Raw genomic sequence first — 11,696 nt, 5'->3', positions numbered from 1 at the left:
CCGCAGATAATGTGGGCGGGTTGATTTGAACACGCGCTTTTGACTAAATGGGCGTAATGCCGAAAGGAGCACAGGAGATGTCTACAAACACTCAATTTGCGACTGAGACTGACATCGTTCCGCTGCCGCTTCTCCATCGTGGGAAAGTGCGCGAGCTGTATGAACTGGACCCAGACCATTTATTAATTGTTGTATCGGATCGAATCTCTGCATTCGACGCCGTATTGAAGCCGGAGGTTCCTGGCAAAGGAGAGGTATTGAACAGGCTGAGCCAATTCTGGTTCGAGCAGACGAAGCATGTCATTGCGAACCATGTGGTTCCATTCGATGAAGGGCTTCTGAAGCAGACTCAGGAGAAGCGCTTGGAGCAATACCGTAGCAGCATACATTCAGCTGATGATATGCATTGTTGTCATGATTCAAACCAGGACAGCGAGAACTCACACCAAGACCAACACCAGAATTCACACCTAGAATCTCACCCAGAAATACAACGGCATGACACGGCTTTGCATCAAGCTGAGCGATATGCAGAAAGCTTGAATCGCCGAGATGAACATCTCGAACCCCAGGATTTATCCGCAATATTAAGTTCCCTACAAGATCGAATGACGATTGCTCGCCGAGCAAAGCGCATTGACTTTGAATGCGTCGTAAGAGGCTATATTACCGGAGGCGGTTGGAGGCAGTATACGGCCAGCCAATCTGTCAACGGAATTGAGCTTCCTGCAGGCCTCCGCATGAACGAGAAGCTGCCGGAGCCGATTTTTACACCGTCCCGCAAGCATGATGAGGGACATGATGAAGATGTGCCGTTCGCGGTTATGTGCGAGGATCTGGGTACGGATCTTGCGCAGCAGCTGCGTCAGGTCAGCATCGAGCTGTATACGTATGCGGCTGAAATATGCGCATCCAAGGGCATTTTGCTCGCCGATTGCAAATTTGAATTTGGAACTATTGACGGAGAACTTGTACTCATTGATGAGTTGTTCACCCCGGATTCATCGCGCTTCTGGTCGATCGATCAGTATGTGCTGGATCAGGATATCGATAGCTTGGATAAGGAACCAGTAAGACGCTACTTGGCTGCAAGTGGTTGGGATAAATGTGGGACGCCGCCAGTGCTGCCTGAGCAAGTAGTAGAAGCTACTCGCCGCCGCTATATCGAGCTGTATGAGCGCATTACAGAGCAAGCATGGCCTGAATGATCTTTCGTTTTATAAATGTTTTAACGTTTTGTTGAATTCTCTAGTTTACGGAGGATCATCAAACGTTGACTGGTTTGGTCGTTGTTTTATGAATCGTATTCATTACAGTTTTGTAGACTTGTTCAAATTTCATGACAGTATGGACTGATGGGGAGGAAAAAGGGATGAAGGTGAAGGTTTTCGTAACGACTAAGGCAGGCGTATTGGATCCGCAAGGGGCTGCAGTGGAGCAGGCGGTGCACACGATGGGATACAGCGGTGTGGAGCAAGTGCGCATCGGCAAATATATGGAGTTCAATATCAACACGGAAGATCGCGAGCAGGCGTCGGCGCAGGTGGAGCAAATGTGCGAGAAGCTGCTGGCGAATCCAGTCGTTGAAGACTATCGGTACGAGTTGGAGGAATAGGCGATGAAGGCAGCGGTGCTCGTATTTCCCGGATCGAATTGTGACCTAGATTGTGTCCATGCCATACAAGATACGCTGAATGTCGAAGTGGATCGGGTATGGCATACGGAGCAGGATGTAACCGGATATGACCTTATCGTCATTCCAGGTGGCTTCTCGTATGGTGATTATTTGCGCAGTGGAGCGATTGCCAGATTCGCTCCTGTTATGAAGGCGGTCGCTAAGGCTGCTGAGACAGGCACTTATGTGCTTGGGATATGCAACGGATTTCAAATTTTGACGGAAGCGGGATTGCTTCCAGGGACACTGCGGAGAAACGAAGGGCTGAAGTTCCGATGTCACGCTGCCCCAATTCGAGTAACTCGTGCAGATTTGCCGTTCACACGGGATTATGTCGAGGGCGACATTCTGAACATCCCAATCGCGCATGGCGAGGGCAACTATTATTGCGATGAGGCAACGCTGGCGAAGCTGAAGCAAGGCAATCAAATTGTATTTACGTATGAGCAGAACCCGAACGGTTCACTTGAACATATAGCTGGTATTTGCAACGAGGCTGGCAACGTGCTTGGCATGATGCCTCATCCCGAGCGTGCGGTTAGCGAACTGCTGGGCTCAGCGGATGGCGTTCGCTTGTTTACATCCATTTTACAAGCTTGGAGGGAACAACATGCAGTCAACGCTCACTAATACGATGGAACAAGAACAGGCGGCAGCACGCAGCGCGAAGCAGAAGGAACAATCCCTTGCTGAAGGACTTCGCCATATGAAGCAGGAACCGACTGCTGAGCAGATTGAGGAGCAGAAGCTGTACCGGACAATGGGCGTAACAGAAGATGAGTATGCACGCATATGCGAGCTGCTCGGCCGGAAGCCGAATTATACCGAAATCGGTGTGTTCAGTGTCATGTGGTCTGAGCATTGTGCTTATAAAAACTCGAAGCCGCTGCTCAAGCGATTCCCGACTTCAGGCGACCGTGTACTGGTTGGTCCGGGCGAAGGAGCGGGCATTGTCGACATTGGGGACGAACAAGCGGTTGTATTCAAAATCGAGAGCCATAACCATCCCTCTGCCATCGAACCGTTTCAAGGTGCGGCTACGGGAGTAGGCGGCATTATTCGCGATATTTTCTCGATGGGCGCGCGTCCGGTTGCTTTGCTGAATTCGCTGCGCTTCGGCAGCTTGCAGGATGAGCGGGTTAAGTATTTATTCGAGCATGTTGTATCAGGCATTGCTGGCTATGGCAACTGCATCGGCATTCCGACGGTGGGCGGCGAGGTCGTCTTCGATGACAGCTATGCAGGCAATCCGCTCGTTAACGCGATGTGCGTTGGGCTGATCGACCACAAAGATATCCAGAAGGGCGTGGCGAGCGGAATCGGCAATCCTGTGTATTATGTTGGGCCACCGACAGGACGCGATGGCATTCATGGTGCGACATTCGCATCGGAGGAGCTAACAGAGCAATCGGAAGCGAAGCGTCCGGCGGTACAAGTAGGCGACCCGTTCATGGAGAAGCTGGTTATGGAGTCATGCTTGGAACTGATCGCTTCCGGCATCGTGATCGGGATTCAGGATATGGGGGCGGCTGGTCTAACTTGTTCGAGCGCGGAGATGGCGAGCAAGGCAGGCAACGGGCTTGAGCTCGACTTGAACGAGGTGCCGCAGCGTGAATTTGGCATGACACCTTATGAAATGATGCTGTCCGAATCGCAGGAGCGCATGCTGTTCGTTATTGAAGAGCATAACGAGCCAATTGCGATGGAAATCTTTGAACGTTGGGGCGTTATTTGCCGCAAGGTTGGCCGCGTTACAGACGATGGGCGCCTGCGCCTGCTGTATGGTGGCGAGGTTGTCGGTGATATGCCGGTTAACGGACTTGTGGATGAATGTCCGATTTATAATAAGCCTTCTGCTGTACCTGCTTACTATGAGGCTAACGCTTCCGTGGACACAACGGCTTACCCAGAAGTAAGCGGGGTTGAAGCACTGAACGGAGCGCTATTGAAGGTGCTTGGCTCACCATCTGTGGCAAGCAAGGAATGGGTATATCGCCAGTACGACACGATGGTTCGCACGAGCACAGCAGTGGCACCAGGCTCGGATGCGGCAGTCGTGCTTGTGCGCGGAACGAACAAAGCGCTCGCGATGACGACGGATTGCAATGGCCGCTATGTGATGCTTGATCCATTCATGGGAGGCCGCATTGCGGTCTGTGAGGCAGCGCGCAATATTGTATGCTCCGGTGCAGAGCCGCTGGCAATTACGGATAACCTGAACTTCGGCAATCCGGAGAAGCCGGAGAACTTCTGGCAGATGGAGCAGGCTGTTGATGGCATGGCTGAAGCATGCCGTGTGATGAATACGCCGGTTATCGGCGGGAACGTAAGCTTGTATAACGAAAATGCAAAGGGAGCCATCTATCCAACGCCAGTCGTTGGCATGGTCGGTCTCGTTCATGATACGCAGCACATTACGACACAAGCCTTCAAGCAGGCGGGAGATGCAGTTCTGCTTCTGGGCCACACGAAGGCAGAGCTTGGCGGAAGTGAATTCCAAGCCATTGTACACGGCGCGGTAGAAGGTCGTCCTCCACAGCTCGATCTGGATGCAGAATCAAGCTTGCTGAAGACCGTGTTGAGCCTGATTCAAGCAGGACTAGTGCAGTCGGCACATGATGTATCGGACGGAGGTCTCGCGGCTGCGCTTGCGGAGAGCTGCATCAGCGGTCATATCGGTGCGACGCTTGATCTAAGTGCAGAAGGACTGCGTACGGATATCGCACTGTTCAGCGAGAGCCAATCCCGTATCCTGCTGTCGGTACGTGCGGAGCAGTTGGAAGAAGTGAAGGCTCGCTGCTCGGAAGCAGGAGTTCCGGTGGAGGGCATCGGTACAGTCGGAGGTGAACAGATCCACGTTCGGGTTGATGGAACGGATGCTTTGGATATGCCTTGGCAACAAGCAGAACAGGTATGGAAGGATGCGATTCCATGTCTCATGAAGTAACAGGGGCTTACTACAATGAGGGCAGCGGCAAGGATGGTCCATTTGACCGCCTGAAGGAAGAGTGCGGGGTATTCGGTGTGTTTGGTTATGAAGAGGCGGCTACGATGGTGTATTACGGGCTGCACACGCTGCAACATCGTGGCGAGGAAAGTGCAGGCATGTGTACGTCCGACGGTCGTTCCTTCCACTATCATCGTGCAATGGGCCTTGTGAAGGAAGTGTTCGATGCCGAGCGATTGCAGGATATGCGCGGCGATCGGGCGATCGGCCATGTACGTTATTCAACGTCCGGCGACAGCCGCCTGGCAAATGCCCAGCCACTCGTCTTCAAGACACGCGATGGGGATCTTGCAGTTGCGACGAACGGGAATATCGTCAACGCTCCTGCAATTCGCCGCGAGTTGGAGAAGAAGGGCTCTATTTTCCAGACGACGAGTGATACCGAGGTGATTGCTCATCTTATCGCTCGCTCGGAGCACGACGTCGTTCGTGCGGCGAAGGAGGCGCTTCGCGAGCTGGTTGGAGGCTTCGCCTTCCTCATTATGACGAACGACAAGCTGCTTGCCGCATCCGACCCGAATGGCCTCCGGCCGCTTGTGCTTGGCAGGCTGGGCGACAGTTATGTATTTGCCTCGGAGACATGTGCACTTGAAGCGGTTGGTGCGGAATTAGTTCGTTCCTTGGAGCCGGGGGAACTGCTCATCGTAGATGCGCTCGGTCATCGTTCGGAACGGTTCGCACCGCTTCAACGCCGCGCATTATGCGCGATGGAGTTCATCTACTTCTCAAGGCCAGATAGCCAGCTGCATGATGTCAATCTGCATACTGCACGCAAACAAATGGGCATGCAGCTTGCGAGGGAATCGTTCGTAGAGGCGGATATCGTAAGTGGTGTGCCGGATTCTAGTATATCGGCTGCTATTGGATACGCAGAGCTGACGGGAATTCCCTATGAGATGGGCTTGATTAAGAGTAAGTATACGGGCCGGACGTTTATTCAGCCGAGCCAAGCATTGCGCGAGCAGGGTGTGAAGATGAAGCTAAGTGCGGTGCGCAGTGTCGTAGAGGGCAAACGGGTCGTTTTAATCGACGATTCGGTCGTGCGGGGCACGACATCACGCCGAATTGTGCGCATGCTGCGCGAAGCGGGGGCTTTGGAGGTTCATCTGCGCATCGCTTCGCCACCGTTCAAGCATCCGTGCTTCTACGGAATCGATACGCCGAACAGCGAGGACTTGATTGCGTCATCGCACACGGTGGAAGAGATGTGTGAACTGGTGGGGGCGGACTCCCTTGCTTTTCTGAGCCAAGACGGCATGATTGGTGCAATTGGTGGGGCATTTGTGAATGAATCCAACGGAGGACTGTGCTTAGCATGCTTCGATAAGGACTATCCAACGAATTTATATACAGAAGCAGGGACGGGCAATGAACACACAGGCTGCGGCTGTTGAGTGTGAGAGGCTGTCAAGTGAATGCTAGCGATTGCCAAGTGATAAATGATGGCCAAGTAATTTCTAGCGATTTGCAAAGTAATTTCTAAGTGACTTCTAAATGAATGCTAAGTGATTGCTAAGTGATTGCTAAGTGATTGCTAAGTGATTGCTAAGTGATTGCTAAGTGATTGCTAAGTGATCGCTCGGGCATTGGGATGTCGCATGTTGGGCCGAAATTCGTAAAATATACATTTTGATTAATTCGGAATTTCAAGATTTCATTAACATTTCACATTAACGATGACGGACGGGAATGCAGGATGCATTCCTGTCCTGCTTACAGGGAGAGAGGAGACGCACGATCATGTCAGAAGCCTACAAACAAGCGGGTGTCGATATTGCGGCAGGGAATGAAGCGGTCGAACGAATGAAGAAGCATGTGCGCCGCACATTTACGCCAGGAGTGCTAACCGATTTGGGTGGATTCGGAGCTTTGTTCCAACTGGATATTCAGCGCTACAAAGAACCGGTTCTTGTATCAGGAACGGACGGAGTGGGAACGAAGCTGAAGCTGGCGTTCGCGCTTGATAAGCATGATACGATCGGCATTGATGCTGTGGCGATGTGTGTGAATGATATTGTCGTTCAAGGTGCAGAACCGTTATTTTTCCTTGATTACTTGGCCTGCGGGAAGGTCGTTCCAGAGCAAATTGAAGCGATTGTGAGCGGTATTGCGGAAGGCTGCACACAGTCGGGCTGCGCTCTAATCGGTGGTGAAACGGCTGAAATGCCAGGTATGTATTCGGCAGATGAGTACGATATTGCTGGCTTCAGCGTAGGTGTCGTAGATAAGAGCCGAATCATTACCGGTGAATCGATTCGCCCTGGCGATGTTGTGCTAGGTCTTGCTTCGAGTGGACTGCACAGCAATGGCTTCTCACTCGTCCGCAAGTTGTTGCTTGAACAAGGCGGACTGAGTTTGACGGATGTAGCACCTGATGGCAGCAGTACACTTGGAGAGGTACTACTTACGCCGACACGCATTTATGTGCGCTCCATGCTTGAACTGATGAAGCAAGTGAATGTGAAGGGTGCGGCTCATATTACAGGTGGGGGATTCTTAGAGAATATTCCGCGTGTGCTTCCTGAAGGTACGTCTGTTGAGATTGAGTATGGGGCATGGCCGATTCATCCTGTGTTTACTTGGTGCAAGGAAATTGGCAAGCTTACCGCTTCTGAATTGTTCACGACGTTCAATATGGGAATCGGCATGGTGATCGTTGTTGGGGAAGAGGAAGCGAATACCGCAATCCGCAGTCTGGAACAAAGCGGCGAGGCTGTATATCGCATGGGAAGAGTTACGGAAGGAAGCCGTCAAGTTCACATCCCGGGGGTAGGCTTGTAATGCGGCAATCGGAATGGAACGAGGATGTACCAGAAAGTATGCCTGAAAATATGCATGATTTGCATGAAGGTATACGTGAAGGTATGAGTAAAATGCATGATTGTATGAGTGAAGGTATGCGTACAGTGGATATGCCATCCGATGATCCGGGCAAGATCCAGGGGAGTACATGTGCGGATGCACGAACAAGCATAAATGTAAACTCGATCGGGAGCGCAGAAGCTAGAGTCGAAGTAAGTGCCAAATCGGAGCCTAATGAGCAGTCTAAGGAGCAGCATCTCCCACGCATTGCCGTATTTGCTTCTGGTTCGGGTTCGAACTTTCAAGCGCTTGTCGATGCGGCTGCTTGCGGGCAGCGTCTGAAGGCCGACATCGCCCTGCTCGTATGCGACAAGCCTAATGCGCGCGTCATTGAGCGTGCGAAGCAAGCCGGCGTGCAGGCCGCCATATTTGAACCGAAGAAATATACTTCTCGTGAGGATTATGAGCAGGACGTTCTCCGCTTGCTGCACAAGCAACGCATTGACTGGGTTGTGCTGGCAGGGTATATGCGCCTTGTAACCCCCGTATTGCTGCGAGCTTATGAAGGACGCATGGTCAATATCCATCCTTCGCTTCTGCCCGCCTTTCCGGGCATGCACGCGGTACGCCAAGCATTGGATTACGGCGTGAAGGTGACGGGAGTGACGGTACATCTTGTTGATGAAGGAATGGATACAGGGCCAATATTGGCCCAGCAGGTTGTTGCCATCCAGCCTAATGATACGGAGGATACTTTGTCAGCGCGTATCCAGCAAGCTGAGCACGAACTGTACCCGCAAGTGGTGCAGAATCTTCTCTCTGCGGAGCTTCTTGCAACCAACTAATTTTTTTGATGCTACCGATGATCATACAAGAATGCCTGCACAACATATTTGTATCTCCTTCGAGGACAAATGGGGAAAATGTCCACGCTAATGTGGACACAGAGGGTTATATTGTTGCAGATGAGGATATGTCTACATGTAGAAGTTTGATTGTCATTTCATCTATATATTGTGTTGATTGAGGTTTGGGGAAAGGTATCTCTGTTGCAACATTGTGTCCACTATTTGAAAGACATTTTATCAGTTTTTCCACTGTACAGGGACATGTTTCTGCCGCTATTGCGAAATAGTAGTTGGCGAGACGAGACTAGACGATGGGCTCTGATCGATATTTGAGATATTTGCGTAGAAGATTCTGACGGGTAGATAAGGTTCGTTTTTAACAGGGAGCCATGATATAGACTTCCATACGGTAACGCATTACAATGATATTTAATTAAAATGCCAAAGTTTAGCAGGGGAGAGGACAACATGGCGATTCAAAGAGCATTGATCAGTGTATCCGATAAGACGGGCGTAGTTGCATTTGCGCGCAGCTTGACGGAAGCGGGTGTGCAGATTATTTCCACGGGTGGAACGAAAGCTTTGCTGGAGCAGGAGCAAGTGCCGGTTACAGGGATATCGGATGTGACGGGGTTCCCGGAAATTTTAGATGGTCGGGTCAAGACGCTGCATCCCGCCGTTCATAGCGGGCTGCTGGCGATGCGCGGCAATCCGGCTCATATGGAGCAGCTGGATGAGCTTGGCTTGTCTACGATTGATCTTGTCGTTGTGAATCTCTATCCATTCCAGCAGACGATCGCAAAGCAAGGCGTGTCCTATGAGGATGCGATTGAGAATATAGATATCGGTGGCCCGACAATGCTGCGCTCCGCTGCTAAAAATCATGCAGATGTCACGGTTGTCGTCGATGCAGCGGACTATGAGGCTGTTCTCGCAGAAGTTCGCGCTAGTGGCGATACGACAATCGAGACTCGTCGTCGTCTTGCGGCAAAGGTATTCCGCCATACGGCAGCTTATGATTCCATCATTGCGGAATATCTGACTGAGCAGGTTGGTGAGCAATGGCCGGAGCGGTTGAGTGTGACGTATGAACTGGCACAGCCGCTTCGCTACGGGGAGAATCCGCATCAGGATGCGGCCTTCTATCGCCGACCATTGGCGGGCGTAGGCAGTATTACAACAGCTGAGCAATTGCATGGCAAGGAGCTGTCCTACAACAATATTAACGATGCCAACGCGGCGCTTGCGATCGTTAGTGAGTTCCGTACACCTGCGGTGGCTGCAGTGAAGCATATGAATCCATGCGGCGTAGGGATCGGTGCTACGGTTCTGGAAGCTTATGAGAAGGCATATGAGTCTGATCCAACGTCGATATTCGGCGGAATCGTTGCCTCTAACCGAGAAATCGATGGCGATACAGCCCGTTTGCTGCATGAAATATTTTTAGAAATTGTCATCGCTCCTAGCTTTACAGAAGAAGCGCTTGAGGTGCTTGCACAGAAAAAGAATATCCGTCTGATGAAAACAGGAACAATTCCATCCCCGGACGAGCGGGTATCATCACGGCAGCTGACGACAGTGGATGGTGGCGTGCTTGTGCAGGATCTCGATTTACATTCCTTGAAAGCAGACAGTGTACAGGTCGCAACAGAACGTGAACCATCCTCTGAGGAGATGGAACAGCTGTTGTTCGGATGGAATGTCGTGAAGCATGTGAAGTCGAATGCGATTGTCCTTGTGAAGGATGGAATGACAGTTGGTGTAGGTGCCGGACAGATGAACCGGGTAGGTGCAGCTCGCATCGCAATCGAACAAGCCGGTGAGAAGGCGCGCGGCGCTGTACTTGCATCCGATGCGTTCTTCCCAATGGGCGATACGCTGGCCTTGGCAGCAGAAGCTGGAATTACGGCAGTGATTCAGCCAGGAGGCTCAGTTCGAGACAGCGAATCCATTGAAGTGGCAAATAAGCATGGTATTGCCATGGTGATGACTGGCGTACGTCACTTTAAGCACTAAGGAGGCGTTCATGAATATGGAGCACGTAGGGAAGAAGGTATTGGTCGTCGGCAGCGGCGGACGCGAGCATGCACTGGTATGGGCGCTTCGCAATAGCCCGCAAGTTGGGCAGGTGCTGTGTGCGCCAGGCAATGCAGGGATTGCGAACCTCGCCGAATGTGTGCCGCTGCCAGTCCACGATTATGAAGGCATTGCCCGATACGCAGTTGAACAGGAAGTTGACCTTGTTGTCGTAGGACCTGATGATCCACTGGCAGGCGGAATTGTTGACGTACTGAAAGCACAAGGACTGCGCGTATTTGGCCCTGATCGTAAGGCAGCTGAGATTGAGGGAAGCAAGGTGTTCATGAAGCATCTGCTTCACAAATATAAAATTCCGACCGCTGCCTACGCTGCGTTCGATAATTTCACCGAGGCATCGGCGTACGTCCATCAACATATGCTGCCGGTCGTCATTAAGGCCGATGGTCTGGCGGCGGGCAAGGGTGTGGTTATTGCTCATACGCATGAAGAGGCAATTGAAGTATTGCATGAGGTGATGGTAGTTGGAAAGTTCGGCTCATCTGGCAGCAAGGTTGTCATTGAAGAATTTATGCTCGGTGAGGAAATGTCCATTCTGGCCTTCGTAGATGGAGAAACGGTGCGCGTATGTGAACCAGCGCAGGATCACAAGCCAATCTTCGATGGCGATCGCGGACCGAATACAGGTGGTATGGGGACATATAGCCCTTTGCCGCAATTCTCACCGTCCATTCTAGAGAAGGCGCGCCGGACGATCATTGAACCGGCTGCCAAGGCGATGGTAGCCGAGGGCCGCTCCTTCCATGGTTTGCTGTTCGCTGGACTAATGATCACGCCGGATGGGGAATCGAAGGTCATTGAGTTCAATGCACGCTTCGGCGATCCAGAGACGCAGTCTGTACTCCCACGGTTGAAGTCAGACCTGTTCGAAGTCCTGTGGGCAGTCGCCGAAGGCAGTCTACAGGAGATTGAGCTTGAATGGCATGATCATGCTGCGATGTGTGTCATTGTAGCAGCAGAAGGCTACCCTGGAGATGTTCGCAGAGGAGACGTCATTACGGGGTTGGAGCAGGCAGCGGAATCAGCTCTCTTATTCCATGCGGGCACGGTGCGTGATGAGGATGGAACGTGGCGGACAGCAGGAGGCCGAGTGCTAGGAGTTGTCGGCATTGGCAACAATGTGGCAGCAGCCAAAGCGAAGGCATATGAGGCAGTTCAACGCATCCAATTCAGTGGGATGCAATACCGCAGTGACATCGGTGCGAAGTCAGAACGAATACAAGTACAGACAAGATAGACGAGGAAGAGGGGCGATGCTCCTCTTTTT

9 protein-coding genes are annotated in these 11,696 nt (G+C 51.8%); all 9 read left to right on the top strand.

The genetic code is table 11. From position 1 onward, the window contains the following. Positions 1 to 77: 77 nt before the first annotated feature. The 9 genes from ABN764_RS20515 (at position 78) to purD (ending at position 11,666) form a co-directional block, all read left to right on the top strand. Positions 78 to 1,208: a phosphoribosylaminoimidazolesuccinocarboxamide synthase gene (locus ABN764_RS20515; RefSeq protein WP_446672936.1), complete on the top strand. Its 1,131-nt coding sequence runs from the start codon at positions 78 to 80 to the stop codon at positions 1,206 to 1,208. Between the two features lie 164 nt (positions 1,209 to 1,372). Next, positions 1,373 to 1,615 (top strand): phosphoribosylformylglycinamidine synthase subunit PurS, encoded by a 243-nt coding sequence (gene purS / locus ABN764_RS20510; protein ID WP_021254988.1) that lies wholly within the window; start codon positions 1,373 to 1,375, stop codon positions 1,613 to 1,615. A 3-nt stretch (positions 1,616 to 1,618) separates the two neighbouring features. Further along, positions 1,619 to 2,305, top strand: coding sequence for a phosphoribosylformylglycinamidine synthase subunit PurQ (gene purQ / locus ABN764_RS20505; RefSeq protein ID WP_028532345.1), 687 nt, complete (start codon positions 1,619 to 1,621; stop codon positions 2,303 to 2,305). A 76-nt stretch (positions 2,306 to 2,381) separates the two neighbouring features. Further along, positions 2,382 to 4,622: a phosphoribosylformylglycinamidine synthase subunit PurL gene (gene purL, locus ABN764_RS20500; protein ID WP_446672963.1), complete on the top strand. Its 2,241-nt coding sequence runs from the start codon at positions 2,382 to 2,384 to the stop codon at positions 4,620 to 4,622. After that, the gene (gene purF, locus ABN764_RS20495; protein WP_446672935.1) at positions 4,607 to 6,076 is read left to right on the top strand and encodes an amidophosphoribosyltransferase; all 1,470 of its coding nucleotides are present in this window, start codon (positions 4,607 to 4,609) and stop codon (positions 6,074 to 6,076) included. The genes purL and purF overlap by 16 nt, the downstream gene beginning before the upstream one ends. A gap of 346 nt (positions 6,077 to 6,422) precedes the next feature. Further along, positions 6,423 to 7,463, top strand: a complete 1,041-nt coding sequence (gene purM / locus ABN764_RS20490) for a phosphoribosylformylglycinamidine cyclo-ligase (RefSeq protein WP_446672934.1) — start codon at positions 6,423 to 6,425, stop codon at positions 7,461 to 7,463. A 287-nt stretch (positions 7,464 to 7,750) separates the two neighbouring features. Next, the gene (purN, locus tag ABN764_RS20485; RefSeq protein WP_268625127.1) at positions 7,751 to 8,329 is read left to right on the top strand and encodes a phosphoribosylglycinamide formyltransferase; all 579 of its coding nucleotides are present in this window, start codon (positions 7,751 to 7,753) and stop codon (positions 8,327 to 8,329) included. A gap of 471 nt (positions 8,330 to 8,800) precedes the next feature. After that, positions 8,801 to 10,348, top strand: a complete 1,548-nt coding sequence (gene purH / locus ABN764_RS20480; RefSeq protein WP_446672933.1) for a bifunctional phosphoribosylaminoimidazolecarboxamide formyltransferase/IMP cyclohydrolase — start codon at positions 8,801 to 8,803, stop codon at positions 10,346 to 10,348. Positions 10,349 to 10,358: 10 nt separating this feature from the next. After that, a complete protein-coding gene (gene purD, locus ABN764_RS20475) occupies positions 10,359 to 11,666 on the top strand; it encodes a phosphoribosylamine--glycine ligase (RefSeq protein ID WP_446672932.1) in 1,308 nt (435 codons plus the stop codon). The last annotated feature ends 30 nt before the right edge of the window (positions 11,667 to 11,696 follow it).

Source organism: Paenibacillus wuxiensis, from assembly GCF_040195695.1.
Taxonomy (GTDB): domain Bacteria; phylum Bacillota; class Bacilli; order Paenibacillales; family Paenibacillaceae; genus Paenibacillus_B; species Paenibacillus_B suaedae.
Note: the sequence above shows the minus strand (reverse complement) of the source record. Positions and strands in the feature narration are given on the sequence as shown.

Coding starts and splice junctions, on each gene's coding strand:
- ABN764_RS20515 (WP_446672936.1), top strand. CDS start 78: ATGTCTACAAACACTCAATTTGCGACTGAGACTGACATCGTTCCGCTG.
- purS (WP_021254988.1), top strand. CDS start 1,373: ATGAAGGTGAAGGTTTTCGTAACGACTAAGGCAGGCGTATTGGATCCG.
- purQ (WP_028532345.1), top strand. CDS start 1,619: ATGAAGGCAGCGGTGCTCGTATTTCCCGGATCGAATTGTGACCTAGAT.
- purL (WP_446672963.1), top strand. CDS start 2,382: ATGAAGCAGGAACCGACTGCTGAGCAGATTGAGGAGCAGAAGCTGTAC.
- purF (WP_446672935.1), top strand. CDS start 4,607: ATGTCTCATGAAGTAACAGGGGCTTACTACAATGAGGGCAGCGGCAAG.
- purM (WP_446672934.1), top strand. CDS start 6,423: ATGTCAGAAGCCTACAAACAAGCGGGTGTCGATATTGCGGCAGGGAAT.
- purH (WP_446672933.1), top strand. CDS start 8,801: ATGGCGATTCAAAGAGCATTGATCAGTGTATCCGATAAGACGGGCGTA.
- purD (WP_446672932.1), top strand. CDS start 10,359: ATGAATATGGAGCACGTAGGGAAGAAGGTATTGGTCGTCGGCAGCGGC.